This is a genomic window from Mycobacterium kyorinense (assembly GCF_001672775.1).
GTDB classification, from domain to species: domain Bacteria; phylum Actinomycetota; class Actinomycetes; order Mycobacteriales; family Mycobacteriaceae; genus Mycobacterium; species Mycobacterium kyorinense_A.
In genome coordinates this window covers 1-15,678 of sequence record NZ_LZKJ01000134.1, presented here as the reverse complement: position 1 = coordinate 15,678, position 15,678 = coordinate 1, and the positions used below count along the sequence as shown (strand labels likewise).

Annotated in this window: 16 protein-coding genes and 2 pseudogenes; 2 read left to right on the top strand and 16 right to left on the bottom strand. The window is 66.7% G+C overall.

The annotated features are described in order from the left end of the window. Window positions 1–2: 2 nt before the first annotated feature. Window positions 3–146: pseudogene (locus A5707_RS24865) on the top strand (MlaD family protein); the annotation flags it as partial. An 18-nt stretch (window positions 147–164) separates the two neighbouring features. Here the strand turns inward: A5707_RS24865 and A5707_RS24530 are convergent. The 16 genes and pseudogenes from A5707_RS24530 to A5707_RS14765 all read right to left on the bottom strand — a co-directional run. Continuing rightward, window positions 165–383: pseudogene (locus A5707_RS24530) on the bottom strand (MCE-family protein MCE1A); the annotation flags it as partial. A 5-nt stretch (window positions 384–388) separates the two neighbouring features. Further along, window positions 389–1,258 (bottom strand): ABC transporter permease, encoded by an 870-nt coding sequence (locus A5707_RS14835; RefSeq protein ID WP_065015224.1) that lies wholly within the window; start codon window positions 1,256–1,258, stop codon window positions 389–391. A 1-nt stretch (window position 1,259) separates the two neighbouring features. After that, window positions 1,260–1,976 (bottom strand): MlaE family ABC transporter permease, encoded by a 717-nt coding sequence (locus tag A5707_RS14830; RefSeq protein WP_419866431.1) that lies wholly within the window; start codon window positions 1,974–1,976, stop codon window positions 1,260–1,262. A gap of 234 nt (window positions 1,977–2,210) precedes the next feature. Then, window positions 2,211–3,143 (bottom strand): SDR family NAD(P)-dependent oxidoreductase, encoded by a 933-nt coding sequence (locus A5707_RS14825; RefSeq protein WP_065015222.1) that lies wholly within the window; start codon window positions 3,141–3,143, stop codon window positions 2,211–2,213. Next, on the bottom strand, window positions 3,140–4,681 hold the full coding sequence (locus A5707_RS14820) for a flavin-containing monooxygenase (RefSeq protein ID WP_065015221.1): 1,542 nt from the start codon (window positions 4,679–4,681) through the stop codon (window positions 3,140–3,142). The genes A5707_RS14825 and A5707_RS14820 overlap by 4 nt, the downstream gene beginning before the upstream one ends. Before the next feature lie 23 nt (window positions 4,682–4,704). After that, a complete protein-coding gene (locus A5707_RS14815; RefSeq protein WP_065015226.1) occupies window positions 4,705–5,601 on the bottom strand; it encodes a metal-dependent hydrolase in 897 nt (298 codons plus the stop codon). Between the two features lie 29 nt (window positions 5,602–5,630). Continuing rightward, on the bottom strand, window positions 5,631–6,518 hold the full coding sequence (locus A5707_RS14810) for a metal-dependent hydrolase (protein WP_065015220.1): 888 nt from the start codon (window positions 6,516–6,518) through the stop codon (window positions 5,631–5,633). A gap of 131 nt (window positions 6,519–6,649) precedes the next feature. After that, entirely contained in the window at window positions 6,650–7,357 is a 708-nt protein-coding gene (locus A5707_RS14805; protein ID WP_065015219.1) for a TetR/AcrR family transcriptional regulator, read from the bottom strand. A gap of 67 nt (window positions 7,358–7,424) precedes the next feature. After that, on the bottom strand, window positions 7,425–8,012 hold the full coding sequence (locus A5707_RS14800; protein WP_065015218.1) for a TetR/AcrR family transcriptional regulator: 588 nt from the start codon (window positions 8,010–8,012) through the stop codon (window positions 7,425–7,427). A gap of 13 nt (window positions 8,013–8,025) precedes the next feature. Continuing rightward, complete coding sequence (locus A5707_RS14795; protein ID WP_065015217.1) at window positions 8,026–8,988, bottom strand: oxygenase MpaB family protein; 963 nt, start codon at window positions 8,986–8,988, stop codon at window positions 8,026–8,028. An 86-nt stretch (window positions 8,989–9,074) separates the two neighbouring features. Further along, the gene (regX, locus tag A5707_RS14790; RefSeq protein WP_065015216.1) at window positions 9,075–9,758 is read right to left on the bottom strand and encodes a two-component sensory transduction protein RegX; all 684 of its coding nucleotides are present in this window, start codon (window positions 9,756–9,758) and stop codon (window positions 9,075–9,077) included. 49 nt (window positions 9,759–9,807) lie between these two features. Then, complete coding sequence (locus tag A5707_RS14785; RefSeq protein WP_156657956.1) at window positions 9,808–11,034, bottom strand: sensor histidine kinase; 1,227 nt, start codon at window positions 11,032–11,034, stop codon at window positions 9,808–9,810. A gap of 212 nt (window positions 11,035–11,246) precedes the next feature. Beyond that, complete coding sequence (locus A5707_RS14780; RefSeq protein WP_065015214.1) at window positions 11,247–11,996, bottom strand: phosphoglyceromutase; 750 nt, start codon at window positions 11,994–11,996, stop codon at window positions 11,247–11,249. A gap of 13 nt (window positions 11,997–12,009) precedes the next feature. Then, entirely contained in the window at window positions 12,010–12,516 is a 507-nt protein-coding gene (locus A5707_RS14775) for a YbjN domain-containing protein (protein WP_065015213.1), read from the bottom strand. Continuing rightward, window positions 12,513–13,862, bottom strand: coding sequence for a D-inositol-3-phosphate glycosyltransferase (mshA, locus tag A5707_RS14770; RefSeq protein WP_232000726.1), 1,350 nt, complete (start codon window positions 13,860–13,862; stop codon window positions 12,513–12,515). The genes A5707_RS14775 and mshA overlap by 4 nt, the downstream gene beginning before the upstream one ends. 50 nt (window positions 13,863–13,912) lie before the next feature. Continuing rightward, a complete protein-coding gene (locus tag A5707_RS14765) occupies window positions 13,913–15,202 on the bottom strand; it encodes an ROK family protein (protein WP_065015212.1) in 1,290 nt (429 codons plus the stop codon). A 195-nt stretch (window positions 15,203–15,397) separates the two neighbouring features. Between A5707_RS14765 and A5707_RS14760 the strand changes: the two genes are divergently transcribed. Beyond that, a partial coding sequence (locus A5707_RS14760) for an SDR family oxidoreductase (protein WP_156657954.1) occupies window positions 15,398–15,678 on the top strand: 281 nt, incomplete at its 3' end.

Here is a 15,678-nt window from a genome sequence, read left to right as displayed (position 1 = left end):
CGATGCGGACCGCGCGGGCCGGACTGGTGATGGACAAGGGAGCCAAGGTCACCTATAACGGCGTCGAGGTCGGCCGGGTTGCTGAGATTTCCGAGGTTGACCGGGACGGTAGGCCGGCGGCCAAGTTGGCGCTCGATGTCGACCCGAAATATGTGAAGTTGATTCCGGCCGACCTCGACGCCGTTATAGGTGACCTTGGCTCCCTTGTCCATCACCAGTCCGGCCCGCGCGGTCAGCATCGTCAACCGCGTCGTGGGGGTGAAGTCGCCGCGGAACTGCCCGTAGGTCAGCCCAAGTACCAAGGCGCAGGCCAGTAATAACCCCACACCGGCCAGCTTGTCCGGCCAGGTGCGCGGCCTGCGTTCCTTGATCGGGATCGTCATGTCGACTAAACCGTGAGGTTGAAGTTCGGATCGACGCCGTAGAGCGCCATCGACGTGAGCAGGACAACGAGCACCGTCGAGACGAGAGAGAACCGCATCGATCGGCCGACCGCCTCGCCCACCCCGACCGGGCCGCCGCTCGCGTTGTAGCCGTAGTAGCAGTGGCTGATCATCACCACCACCGCCATCGCGATGACCTGCGCGCCCGACCAGAACACGTCCTCGGTGCGCAGGAATGTCCGGAAGTAATGTTCGTAGGTGCCCACCGACTGTCCGTAGAACAGCGTCGTGACGGTTTGCCCCGCGAGAAACGACATCACCAGTGCCATCGCGTAGAGCGGGATGACCACTACCAGTCCGGCCAGGACCCGGGTGGATGCCAAAAACGCAATCGACTTGATGCCCATCACTTCGAGAGCGTCGATCTCCTCGCTGATGCGCATGGCACCCAGCTCGGCGGTGGCGCCAGCACCCACGGTCGCGGCCAACGCGACGCCAGTCACCAAGGCGGTAACGACACGTACGTTGACCAGGGCGGCGAAGAATCCGGTGAAGGCCTCCACGCCGATGTTGCCCAGCGAGGCGAAGCCCTGGATGGCGATCAGCGATCCGCCGGACAGCGTGGTGAAACCGATGATCGACACGGTGCCACCGATGACGGCCATGGCACCGGTGCCCATGCCGATCTGGGCAATCAGCCGCAGCGTCTCCGTGCGATAGCGGCGAAGCGCCAAGCCAATCGACCAGCTGCTGTTGACCGTGAACCGGGCCAGATGCCCGGCCTGGTCCAATCCTCGCCCGACGCTGCCGACGTACCGATTGACATTGGTGGTCGCCCGCGGAAACCGGGCCCGCACAACGGCGATCGTCGACATCTCAGCGCCCCGTTCCGAACCGCACGCCGATCGTGGTCAGCACCACGTTGACGGCGAACAGCGCGAGAACGCACAACACCAGCGTTTCGTTGACGGCAATGCCCACGCCTTTGGGGCCGCCCTTTGTGGTCAGCCCGCGATAGCAGCCGACCAGACCGGCGATCAATCCGAACACCGCGGCCTTGATGGTCGCGATGACTACCTCGGGCAGCCCGGTCACCAAAGTCAGAGTGGCCAAGTATGCGCCCCCAGAGACATTTTGGATGTGAACGCCGAACACGAAGCCGCCCACTAGACCGATGGTGATCACGGTGCCGTTGAGCAGGGTGGCGACGACAGTGGCTGCAACGACACGCGGTGCCACCAGCCGGGGGATGGGGTCGATGCCGAGGACCTCCATCGCGTCGATCTCCTCACGGATGGTGCGGGCGCCCAGGTCGGCGCAGATGGCCGTCGATCCGGCGCCGGCGATGACCAAAACCGTGGTCAACGGACCTAGTTGGGTGACCGCGCCGAGCGCCGCTCCTGCCCCGGAGACGTCGGCGGCACCGAACGCGGCCAGCAGCGTATTGAGCGTGAATACAACAAGTACCGTCAATGGGATCGCGACCGCGATGGTCGGCAGCAACGAGACCCGCATGATGAACCAGCACTGCAGGATGAATTCCTGCCACTGAAAGGACGTACGGAACAGCGCCTTTCCCGTCAGTACGCACATCCGGGCGAAGCCGCCGACCGTCGCGAGCGGTGGCTGGAGTTGGTCGCGAACGTATTCGGCGAGCCGTGTCTCCGTCAACGTCGTCACCGCTGGCTCCTCACCGTGCAGCCCGAGAAACAGGCATTAACTTTAACTGTGAGAACCCTCAGATCCGTGCAAGGACCGCAGCCGTGTCGAAGCTAGCGAGAGCCCAATCCCGGTAAAGCGACGACCGTTTTCGCGCGGCGACGCATCTCAGAGTCGGCGACTGACGACGACTGCCTCAGCGTGGGGCTCACCGCCGCCGGCCGGCTTCAACAGTCGCTCCGACAGCCGTTGCAAGGTATCCACTGAGAAGGGCTGTGCCATACGGCGATTGACGCCCGGCGCGATGCGCAGCATGAAGTAGCCGAGCCAGGCCTCGGTACGAACGGGTACGACCGCGAGGTCGAATCGCACCGCGCGCACCGCGGCAGCTGCGACCAGCTCGGGGCTCATCGGTGCAAACGGAAGTCTTTCGCCGAGTTCTTGAAGTCGGCGCGTGAACTCCCTGCCTTGCTCGACGAGCTTGTGGTCGACACCGACCGTGATCGCGTTCTCACCGATGTTGGTGTTGATCACTCCGGGGCAGATGGCGCTGACCCCAATGCCTTTGGGGCCCAACTCAAGCCGCAGGCATTCGGTCAGCATCTTCACGCCCGCTTTGGAAACCGAGTAGGCCGACATCACCGGGGTGGGAGTGAACGCTGCCGCGGAGGCGATGTTGACGATGTGGCCACCGGCCCCGCGCTCGATCATCTGCGCGCCGAAGACCCGGCAGCCATGAACCACACCCATCAGGTTCACGCTCAGTTGACGATCCCAGTCCGCGGGGCTCAGCTCCAGAAACGGGCCGCCGACCAGCATGCCGGCATTGTTGACCAGCACGTCGGCGCAGCCGTGTTCACTGCGCACCGCTGCGCCGAACGACTCCCACGCATCGGGGTCGGTGACGTCTAGCCGTGCAGCCGAGGCGCGGTGCCCGTGGCCCCGAATGATCGCAGTGGTGGCAGCGGCGGCGTCCGCGTCGATGTCGGAGGCCACCACATGGGCGCCACGCTTGGCGAATTTGATCGCCGTCGCCCGCCCGATCCCGCTTCCCGCGCCGGTGACGACGACTAGGCGCGGTCGCAATCTATTGATTTTCACGCGTACTCCTGCCAAGGGCCGGCACTGTAGCGATAGACATTGATGTCGTAATGGCGGTTCTGCCAGTACATTTCACCGTGGGTCGACGGCCGAAACGGTGAATCGCCCTTGTTGTCCAGATAGTAGGTGTTGGAACCGGCACAGACCGGGGTGAACAGAAAGTTCTTCTGCTGGCGTTTGAGGCATTTGCGGAAATACTCCTCGTGGACCTCCGGGCGGATTTCACACACCGTGGCCCGGCGGCGTTTGGCCTCCGCGATCGCGCGGCTAAGGTGCGCCGACGTCGCCTCGATCATCCACAGATACGAGCCGAGCACAAAGCCATACGGCCCGGTGATCGCGAAGGCATTCGGAAAACCGGGCACCGAAACCCCTTGATAGGACTGGTACCGCTGCTCGTCCCAGAATGCGCCGAGCTCCACCCCATCCCGACCGATGACGGGAAACGGCGGAACCGCGCCCTTATCCCACAACTTGAACCCGGTCGCGCAGATCAGCACGTCGACCCGGTGCTCGACCCCGTCGACGGTGCGCACCCCGCCTTCGGTGATGCATTCGATGGTGTCACTGACCAGGGTGACGTCACGGCGGTTGAACGAGCGCAGATAATCATTCGACATCGACGGCCGCTTGCACCCCAACCCGTATCGCGGGATCAGCTTCTCCCGAATCACCGGGTCGACGATCTGGCTTCGCATCCAGCGTCGAGTCGACACCTCGAGCACCCGGCGGGTGGTCTCCGTCAGCCACCGCGGACCCAGCCATACCCCGCTCATCGCGACTTCGGTCCCGACAGTTCCGACCAGCCGGACCGCCGACCGGATCGGCTTGCGTTCCATGATCCATTGGCCGACCGGATTCATCTCCATGTCGAATCGGGGAAACACCCAGATCGGTGTCCGCTGGAAGACCGTCAGATGCTCGACCTCGTCCGCGATCGCCGGCACCACCTGCAGCGCGGTGGCGCCGGTGCCGATGATCGCGACCCGCTTACCGGCCAGCGCGACGTCGTGGTCCCACAGCGCGGTGTGCATGAGCGTGCCGGCGAAGTCGCCAAGCCCCGCAATGTCAGGCATTTTCGGGCGCTCCAGCCCGCCGACCGCCAACACCAGAAACCGGCCGGTGATCTCACCGCCCCCGTCGATGGCCAGCCGCCACATGCTGTTGCGTTCGTCGAATGTCGCGGCGGCGACCGTGGTATTCAGCCGCAGCTTGTTGCGCAGCCCGTACTTGTCCACCATGTCGTCGGCGTAGTCGCGAAGCTCCGATCCCGGGGCGAAGATCCGAGACCACCCGCCGCGCTGCTCATAGGAGAAGCTGTAGATGAACGAGGGAATGTCGACGGCCACCCCGGGGTAAGTGTTGGCATGCCAGGTACCGCCGACCTGGTCCCACTTGTCGACGACGAGGAAGTCGTGAATTCCGCGCCGCTGCAACGCGATCGCCGCGCCGATACCGCCGAATCCGGCCCCCACCACCACAACTTCGTAGTCGGGAGACACCCGCTCGCCAGTGACCTGCTGAGCGGTGTCGAGCATCGTGCTCAAGGCCGGACCCCCAGTTACCTGAGGTGACCGACGAGGGACCCCTGGGCGCCGAACAGCTCCTGGCGCCATTCCTCGACCAGCTGACGCGTATCGATGTCGTCGGGATGGAAGCCCGGCCGCATGTATGCGCGAAGATCGGCCATCAGACCCCGCACCAACGGGCCGCGGAAGATGCCGATGGTCTGACGCGCCACCTTGATCGGGTGCCATCCCTTCGGGTCGGTCAGCACCGACAGCACGGTCGCCACCGTCACCACCGGGATGGTGAGCACATACATCACCGCCATCACCCCGATCCGGATCCGCTCGGATCCGCCGACCGCACGGTAGACGTCGAAGGCCACCGACTTGTGCTCCAACTCCTCGACGGCATGCCAGTTGAGCAGATTCCACACCTCGGGATCGCCGGGAATCGCTTGGATCTCGTCACGGGACAGCACCCGCTCAGCCAAGGTCGCGGTGTAGTGTTCGGCCGCCGCCGTCATCGCCAGGTGCACCAGCGCGGGCGCCCGATTCTCCAGACGCAGGATTAGCCGCTGGCGACGGCTGTCGGTGGGGAAGGTCAACAGCCGGACGAACGGATAACCCATGTCGATGAGCTTTTCGTTCAGCCGGCGATGTTCTTGGCCGTGCACCGATTCCTGGCCGATGAATCCGGCCACCCGCTTCTTCAGCACCGGATCGGTCACTCGGTCGGCGAAGCGCCGCACCGACCTGATGAACGATTCCTCCCCCGGCGGAAAAGCCGCCGACAAGAACGCCACCAGATGGCTGAAAGCGATGTCGCCCTCGACGAAGTGATGGTTCATCGGTTGCGGGTCGCCGAAGCGAAACCGGATGCGTCGCACCTTCGGATAGCCGATCGGGGCCGAATCCTCTTGTCGCGCAACAGCAGCGTTACTGTCGGCCATGGCACTCGTCTCCTCGGGGCGTCGTTCGATCACTTCAGATGGTCGACAAGTACTCCTTGCGGACCGAACAGTTCCTGTTGCCACTCCTGCAGCAAGCGTTGGGTGTCGATGTCATCGGGGTGAAATCCCGGTTTCAGGTATTTCGCCAGGTCGTACATCAGGCCACTGAACAATGGGCCGCCGAACAGCGCACGCGCCTCGCGAGCAAGCCGCAACGGCTGCCGGCGCGCCACCGGGTCGCGTGCCAGCGAGACCGCCAACGAGGTGAGCGTGATCGGAAAGGTGAGCGCGATCATCGCCCACATCACGGCGATCCGGGTACGTTCCGAGCCGCCCACCGCGCGGTACACGTCGAATGCCACCGACTTGTGCTCGAGCTCCTCCAGCGCGTGCCAGTTGAGCAGGTTCCAGATTTCGGGCTCCCCCGGGATCTCCTGGACCTCGGCGCGGCCAAGTATTCGCTCGGCAAGTATCGCCGTGTAGTGCTCCGAGGCCGCGGTCATCGCCAGGTGCACGCGGCCCGGCAGCCGCTGTTCGAAGCGAATAAACCGTTCTTTGAACGACTTCGAATCCCACCACCCGATCGGGTAGCCCATTTCGATCAGCTTCTCGTTGATCTGTCGGTGCTGCTGGCCGTGAGTGGATTCCTGCCCGATGAACCCGGCGACTCGCCGTTGTAGCGCGGTGTCGGCGAGGCGATCCGAGAACCGCCGCACAGACCGGATAAACGACTCTTCTCCGGGCGGGAATGAGCCGGACAGCCCGGCGACGAAGTGACTGAACACGATGTCGTCGTTGACGAAGTACTTGTCGTACACCCGGTCCTCGCCCAACGCGAAGCGCACCCGTCGCGTCGTGGGGTAGCCGGGGCGCGTGGCTGTGGCGTTCGCGCGTTGCCGGCGAAGTTTGCCCGTCATGATGACCTCAGCCTTTCCCGAACAGTTAGTAACTAGTACTAGCAGTACCGGTATTGGTGAGAGTACCGCGACGCATCGGGTGGCACAAGGGGGTCACGGCGACGAGGCCGGGTGGTCGATCCGGAGAGTGGTCAGGCGTTGCCGGCGAGCGAATCCAGGTTGGCGTCTGGATCCAGCTTCACGCCACGCGCGGCCGCGCATGCCGAGAACGCGCCCCACAGAAAGGTGGTCAGCTGTTCGACGAGGGTGTCTTTGCTGATGGCCGGACTGTTGAGCCAGCGCAGCACGCCAAGAGCCACCGCGCCGAGCGCGGCGTCGACAAAGTACTCGACATCCTCGGAGTCCCCGCCCTGGGTCTGCAACAGCGCGGCCACCACGTCGACCGTGGCGTCCGACAGCGGCCTGGCGTTGTCGATCAGCTCGGTGGGTGAATTTTCGTTGCGGAAATGCGAACCGACCAAAAAACGAAAGAGATTGGGCCGCTCGTCGACGAGGTCGACGTACGAACGCACCGCCGAGCGCACCAACTCCAGCGCAGTGCCCGCGAAATTGAACTGCGGCACGACGCGCTCGATGACCATCTCCTGCGCTCGCTCACCGACCGCGGTGAACAACGCATGCTTGTCGGCGAAGAACCGATACAGCTTGGGGCGGGGCACCGCCGCGGTCTTGACGACGTCGTCAATGGACAGCTCCGGACCGTATTCCTCGATGGCGCGCAGCGTGGCCTCAATCAGCTCGGCGCGCACCGCAACTCGGTGCTCGCGCCACCGGTCGACCCGGGCATCGCCCGTCAACGCGGGCAACCGCCCGCGACCGAGAGCTACCTCCGCCGACACGATCGCAATCGTAATCCACCAGACCCGAACGACCGGGCGTTCTGCGGCGCAGAACGCCGTCGCCGCGTTACCAAACCAGCGGGGCCAGATGCGTTCGTGCGTATGCGCGCACGGCGGCGTCGTCGCTCACATCGAGCACCTTGCTCGGTACCTGCGCAAGTGAGCAGGCCAATCGGATGTGCAGTTCGGCGACCGCGGCGAGGTCGTGGTCGGGCATGGCGGCCCCAGCGGCGCGCAGCGCTTTGGCCATCGCGGCCGACGCGCTGTCCAGAAACGCCTCCGCTTCGGCGAAGATGCCGGGCACCGCCATCAGCTCGGCGTCGAGCTGCAGGAACTTCCGCATCACCGGTTCGGTGGTCAATAACCGCAACCCTTCGCAGAATGCTGCTATCGCAGCGTCTTTCGGGCCGGAATCGATGCCGACGGTGCGCAGCCGATCCATCGCGAAGTCGAACGTGCGGCGGCCCAGCTCGGTGATCAACACATCGCGGCTGGGGAACCGCCGGTATAGCGTGCTGCGGCTGACGCCGGCCTGCCGCGCGATCACGTCCATGCTCGCGCGGCCGACCCCGACCAGTGAGACTTCCTCGGCAGCCGCCTTGAGGATGGCTTCCTCCTGCTCGGTGGGGCTGGTGGTGTTCCGTGTGCGCCGCATCCGTACCAGTGTGTCAGCCGACGGGGCAGCCCCGGGGCGGGGCGAAGGAGTCCAGCGCCACCGAGCGGTGCAGTTTGACCAGCTTCTCGTACTGCAGCCGGTTGTAGGCCAGCGGCACCAGCAGCAGCCGATCCGGCAGCACCCGCCAGGCCAGCTGCAGCAGCCGGGTGTAGAGCGCAAATTCGCGATCGTGGCGGGCCTGCCAGCGAAAGCCCGTCAGGTCCCGCACGCCCGGATGCATGATGCCGAACGAGCACACTTTCACCACCCGACCAGCCACCGGTCGCGCGGCGAACCACAGTGGGGTGATGCCGGCCCGCAGCGGCGCGGGCAACAGCAGAGTCGGCAGCGGCAGCCGGGTCAGTCCGGCGGTCACCCGGTCCAAAAACGGGTTCGCCCGCAGGTGGCTGTCGACCATGTCGTCGTAGTAGCGGATGGCATCGGCGTATGTCGACGGCAGCTTGCCGGATTTGCCGGGCAGTTCGATCGCGCCGAACGCCGTGACGAGTTGCTGGTAGGCCGCTTCCTCCTCGGCCGGGGTCAACGTGATTCCGGTGGCCGGCGTAAACGACCGCAGCACCACAAACAGTCCGCTGACTGCGATCCAGTTCCACAGTTGCGGGCTCAGCGCGCTGTAGCGGACGTCGGCGAACTCGCCCTTGCCGCGGCCCCGGACGTCGCGGTGCAGCAGCTTGAGGCGTTCGCCCTCGGCCGCGCGGTCGTCGGCGTCGCCCCAGATGGCCAACAGCGCCGAAAACCCGCTGCGCACACCGCGATCGGCGAAGTTGCGTTCGAAGCGACCGGTCTTGTCGACGGCGGCGGCCACCGGCACCAAAGCCACCTCGTCGAATGCGGCGGCTCCGAAGACACCCGCGAACACACTGCCGCTGTGCTTGCGAAACTGTGCCATCACCCGGGGGCGCACCGGGCCCGCCAGCCGTTCCGATTCGATGTGCGGTGCGGTGCCGGCGCCCATGGCCACTCCTTAGCCGGATGACTGGTTGACACAAAGACTACATTTCTGTGTCAACGTGTCAACGATTTCCGACGAGTGGCCGGTGGTCAGCCTTCGAGCTTGTAGCCCAACCCCCGCACGGTGACCAGGTGCACCGGGTTGGCCGGATCGGCCTCGATCTTGGACCGCAGCCGTTTGACGTGCACGTCGAGGGTCTTGGTGTCGCCGACGTAATCGGCCCCCCACACCCGATCGATCAGCTGCCCGCGCGTCAACACCCGCCCGCTGTTGCGCATCAGATATTCCAGCAGGTCAAATTCCTTGAGCGGCAACGTGATCGGCTCACCATTCACGGAGACGATGTGACGTTCGACGTCCATGCGCACCGGTCCGGACTCCAGTATGCCGTCGGCTTCCTCGGCGTCGTCGTCGCCGCCCCGGCGCAGCACCGCCCGGATCCGGGCGATCAGCTCCCGCGCCGAATACGGCTTGGTGACATAGTCGTCGGCGCCCAGCTCCAAACCGACGACCTTGTCGATTTCGCTGTCGCGGGCGGTGACCATGATCACCGGCACGCTGGAACGGGCACGCAACTGCTTGCACACATCGGTGCCCGACATTCCCGGCAGCATCAGGTCCAGCAGCACGATGTCGGCGCCGACCCGGTCGAATTCGGCCAGTGCCGAGGGCCCGTCGGTCACGACCGTGGCATCAAAGCCCTCTTTGCGTAAGAGGAAGGCCAGCGGATCGGCCAGCGACTCCTCGTCTTCCACGATCAGCACGCTGGTCATTTGCCGCGCTCCACCTCATCAGTCATTTCTCTGTCGTCGACACCGCTTGTCATCGGCGCAGTTCTTCCTCTCGTTGGACTCTCTTGGGCCGAGCCTGCGGCTCGGGCGGTTGATCGGGTCCGTCGCCGGGATCGACGTACATCGGGATCGACAGGGTGAACGTCGACCCGGTTCCGGGCTGGCTCCACAGTCCGATGCTGCCGTTGTGGTTGGCGGCGACGTGCTTGACGATCGCCAGCCCCAGCCCGCTGCCGCCGGTGGACCGGGACCGCGCCTTGTCGCTACGGAAGAACCGCTCGAAGACCCGTTCCTGGTCCTTGCGCGCAATGCCGATGCCGCGGTCGGTGACCGCGATCTCGACGGATCCGGCGCGGCGACGACGGCTGATCGACACCAGCGACCCCCGCGGCGAGTAGGCGATCGCGTTGGACACCAGGTTGGCCAGCGCGGTGATCAACAACGTCTGGTCACCCAGTACCCGAAGGCCGCTCGGCTCGTCGGTGCGGACCTCGATGTCGGCGTTTTCGGCGGACACCTTATGGCGCGAGATCGCCTCGGAGACAATGGCATCGACATCGACGGCACCCAGATCGGGTAACCGCTCGGCGCCCTGCAGCCGGGACAGTTCGATCAGCCCGACGACCATGTCCCCGAGCCGGTTCGCCTCGACGAGCACCTTCTCGCCGAACCTGCGTACGGTCTCGGGATCGTCGGCCGACGCCAGCAGCGCCTCTGCGAGCACGGCCATCGCACCGACCGGGGTTTTGAGCTCGTGGCTGACGTTGGCCACGAAGTCGCGGCGGGTCGCCTCCATCCGGGCGTACTCGGACTGGTCGTAGACGAAGACGACGGCGAAACGGCGGTCCTCTTCGCTCAACAGGCGCGCTACGCCGCGCACCAACAACCCCGACCGGCCGGGCGCCGAGCCCTTGGCGGGCTGCATGTCGAACTCGACATCCTCGCCGCCGGCCAGTGCGCGGCGCGCGGCCTGCCAGGCTTCGTCGTCGAGTTGGCGGTCGCGCACCAGGCCCAATTCGTCGGCGCGGTCGTTGCGGTACACCACGTCGCGGTGGACGTCGACCACCGCGGTGCCCAGCGGGGTCAGTGCCACGATGCGCTGCAGCATCTGCGCGACCGTGATTCCGGCCCATTCTGCGGCTACCCGCTGTCGTCGCTCGAGGACGCGCGGTGCCAGCCGGGCACCGACGGCGATGCCGACAGCCAGCGCCAGGACGATCGAAACCCCGGCCAGCGACAGCGCCGAGAACACAGTCACACAAAAATCCTACAAATCCCGGTGAACTTCACCCCAGTAGCGCGCGGCCAAAACCGGACATGTCACATGCCGCGAGGCATGTATTCGACCGCTGTTCACGCGGCGTTCGCTCAAGGCGGCCGCCCGCGCGCGCCGAGCGTGAAGCTGTTGCGAAAAAATCGTGGAAATCTCGCAACAGTTTCACGCTCGCCGGCGGGGCCACTGGCATAGCGCTACCGGCCGCCTTGGCCGGCGACCGCGGCCGCGCCGGCGGCCGCCGCTTCCGGGTCGAGGTAGGTGCCGCCGGCCAGGGTGGGCCGCAGGTCGGCGTCCAAGTCGTAGCGCAGCGGGATCCCGGTCGGAATGTTGAGCCCGACGACCTCCTCGTCGGACATCCCGTCCAGATACTTCACCAGCGCCCGCAGCGAGTTGCCGTGCGCGGCGATCAGCACGGTCTGGCCCGACCGCAGGTCAGGGACGATGACATCGGTGAAGTACGGCAAAAATCGGGCCACCACATCGGCCAGGCATTCGGTCAGCGGGCCGCCACCGATATTGGCGTAGCGCGGGTCGGTGTCCTGGCTGAACTGGCTGCCCTGCTCGATCGGCGGTGGCGGGGTGTCGTAGCTGCGGCGCCAGGCCATGAACTGCTCCTCGCCGTAGCGTTGCTTGGTCTCGGCCTTGTCCAGCCCCTGCAGCGCGCCGTAGTGGCGTTCGTTGAGCCGCCAGCTGCGCCGCACCGGGATCCAGTGCCGGTCGGCGACGTCCAGCGCCAGGTTCGCGGTGGTGATGGCCCGTCGCAGCAGCGACGTGTAGACCACGTCGGGCAGCAGATCGTGTTCGACCATCAGCTCGCCACTGCGGACCGCTTCGGCGCGGCCCTTGTCGGTCAGGTCGACGTCGACCCAGCCGGTGAACAAGTTGAGCGCGTTCCATTCGCTTTCGCCGTGGCGAAGCAACACCAGCGTGGCAGTGTCTCCCATGCCGGAGAGTCTGTCAGTCGTCGTCGTCGTCGATCAAATGCGCGAACGCCTGCAGGTTCTTCAGCGACTCGCCGCGAGACACCCGCCACTCCCACTCTTTCTGAATCGACGACCGAAAACCCAACTCCAGCAACGTGTTGAAGTCCGAATCCACCGCTTCGAGTACCTGCCCCAGCACCCGGTCGATCTCGGCGGCGTCCACCGACGCCAGCGACATCCGACCCACCAGGTAGATGTCGCCGACGTTGTCGAGCGTGTAGGCCACCCCGTAGAGGCGACGGTTGCGTCTCAACAGGAACCGGTAGACGCCCTCGTGGTTCTCGTCGGGTTTGCGGCACACGAACGCCTCGACCCGCACCGAGTGCTCGCCGATGCTCAAGATGGTGTTGGTCTTCAGCTTGCGCTCGCCGGGCAACTCCACGATCAGCCCGGGCAGCCCGCCGTGCGCACCCTCATGCCGGGAATACGTCAGCTTGCTGGAATTCAGCGCATCCTCGATGGTCTGTTGAATGTCGGTCACGGCGCGGCTCGCAGTCCCCGCCGTGGCGCCCAGCGCCGGACGCGCCGCGCCGATGCCAGCTCATGCACCGGACGACGGGCGCTGAACTCGCTGATCGCCCGGCGGTAGCTGGCCAGCAGCGCATCGACGGTGTTGTCCCAGGAGAACGTGGCCGCGTGCTCGACCGCCGCCCGGCTCAACGCCGCAGCCCGCGACCCGGCACCCAGGTGCAGCAACTCGCCGATCGCATCGGCCCACTGGTCGACGTCGTGACCGGACACCAGCGTGCCGCTGACCCCGTCGCGCACCGCCACCGGCAGCCCGCCGACGGCGGCGGCCACCACCGGTGTTCCGCACGCCTGGGCTTCCACGGCGACCAGGCCGAACGACTCCGAATAGCTGGGCACTGCCACCAGGTCAGCGGCCTGGAACAGTCTGGCCAGTTCGGCTCGCGACTGCGGCGGCAGAAACGTCACCCGGTCGGTGATACCCAATTCGCCGGCCAGTCGCACCAGCCCGTCCGGTGCGGCCAGACCGCTGCCCGACGGACCGCCGGCCACCACGATGCGCACCCGCCGCAGTCGCGCCGCCGCGCGCAGCAGGATGTCGGGCGCCTTGAGCGGCTGAATCCGTCCGACGAAGGCCACCACATGCTCATCCAAAGGCAGCCCTAGCGCCGCGCGGGCGGCGCGCCGGTCACCGGGCCGAAACACGTCCAGGTCCACACCGGGGTGCGCGATATCGATAGCGGCCGGGTCGGCTTGGTGTAGCGAAACCAGTTGCGCGGCTTCGTCTTCGGTGTTGACAATCAGCCGGTCGGCCTCGTCGACAACCTGCTGCTCACCGACAGAGCGCAGCGGAGGCTCGGGCGCGTCACCGTCGGCCAGCGCCGCGTTCTTGACCGCGGCCAGCGTGTGGGCGGTATGCACCAGCGGCACCGCCCAGCGGTCGCGGGCCAGCCAGCCGACCTGCCCCGACAGCCAATAGTGCGAGTGCACGATGTCGTAGTAGCCGGGCTCGTGGGCGGCTTCGGCGCGCAGTACCCCGGCGGCGAACGCACACAACTGGGTGGGCAGGTCGTATTTGTCCAGCCCTTCGAAGGGGCCGGCCACCACATTGCGCACCAGCACGCCCGGCGCCACCGGCACGACCGGCGGGTCGGTGGACGCGGTGGCGCGAGTGAAGATCTCGACCTGCACACCCCGGCGCGCCATATGCAGCGCGGTCTGCAGCACATAGACGTTCATGCCGCCCGCGTCCCCGGTGCCCGGCTGGGCCAGCGGGGAGGTGTGCACCGACAGCACCGCCACCCGGCGCAGACCGGTCAACTCCGCGGCATCCGGCCGGTGGGGCTCCAATCGGGAAATCTCTGTCGGAGGCACCCCGTCATCTTTGCAGCACCACCCGACGTCCCACGTCAGGCCGACGACTCGTGGTCGGTAGCGATCAGCGTCGAACCCGGCAGCCCGGCGCGGCGCATCGCGCCGAGCGGATCGGCGTAGAGCCCACCCAGCGACACGATGCCGGCACCGGCCTCTTGGACCCGGTTGCCGAACGTGGTCACCCGGATGTCGCGCGGCGGCAGCACCGAGCGCGCCGCGAACGCCGCCTCAACCTGCACCATCCCCTCCGGGTATTCGGTAAACGCCTGCCCGCCGACAACCAGGTCATCCGGGTTGAGCAGGTCACGCAGGAGCGCGACCGCTTCGCCGAGCACGCGGGCCCGCTCCGTCAGCAGGTCTTTGGCCTGCTGGTTGCCGTTACGGGCGGCCCGCAGCAACTCGGTGACCGTGCCCGCCGCGCCCCCGACCCGGGCGGCGGGCAGAATCCGCAACCGCCGCGCGGCGGCCAGCACTGCCTCGTCGCTGACGGTGGATTCCAGCTGCCCGGACCCGCCAAGCAGCTCGGAGGCCGCAGGCAGGTTCGCGATGGTGCCGGGTCCGCTGGCCGGACTGTGCACCCGCCCGCCGATCACCAGGGCATAGCCCACGGTTTCACGGGCGTAGACATACAGGCTGGTCGAGCTGCTGGCGGCCGGCCGGCGCATGCCGAGCAGCAACTCGGCCCCGGCCATGGTGTCGACGTGGGAGGCCACCGACACCGGCAGGCCCAGCGTGTCGGCGAACACCGGCCCCACCGGCGCCTCCCGCCAGCCCAGCCGGGGATGGTCGACGTGTCCGCTGGCGCCGTCGACCGCGCCACCGATCGCCACCCCCACCCACAGCGGCCGACGCCGATGCCAGCGCCGCAGGTACCGGCTGGCGCCGTCGGCCAGCGCCGCCAGCGCGGGTCCCTGGCCGCTGCGCGGGGTGGGCGTCTCGACGGCATCCAGCGTTCGCCCGAACAGGTCGGTGGCCACGATGCTGGTGGTTCGCGCACCGATGTGGACGCCCAGTGTCATGAACGGTTCGTGATTGACCTCGACGGGCACCCGCGGACGGCCGATCGCGCCCGCGACTGCAAGATCGGCGCGCTCTCGCAACAGTCCAGCGTTCAGCAGGGCGATCACTTGGCGATTGACCGTGGCGATGCTCAGCGAGGTGGTTTGCGCGATGACGTCGCGGCCGATCGGCCCGCGCAGCCGCACGGCCCGAAATACCGAGGCCGCGGCGGTGTCCGACAAATGCAGCGACGGTGTGACCACGTGGCGGGTTCGCAGCGACGGTCGACGGCTGTGAGGTGAGGTGGTGAGGGTGGTTGTGCGCACGGGGTGTGTCCTTCTCCGGGATCCGATGGCGGGGTCTGGCCGCACTCCGGCTTCGGCTGATGGGACGGCCGGTCAGGCGCGGCAAAGTGCGCGGCGACAACACGCGCAGTCCGCGAACAGACACGCGGACGTCAGACCGAACAACGCGCTCAGGTACACACCGAGGAATTTAGCACGGTTACTAAAGTCATTCCGATGAGATCACCGGAGTCGGGCCAGCGCATCGCCGTGGTCACCGGGGCCAGCGCCGGGATCGGCGAGGCGACCGCAAGAACCCTGGCCGCCCAGGGCTTCCATGTCGTGGCGGTGGCGCGGCGCGCCGACCGGATCACCGCGCTGGCCGACGAGATCGGCGGCACCGCCGTGGTTGCCGACGTCACCGACGGTGACCACGTCGACGCGCTGGCGGCCCAGGTGGACCGGGTCGACGTGCTGGTCAACAACGCCGGCGGCGCCAAAGGCCTGGAGCCGGTGGC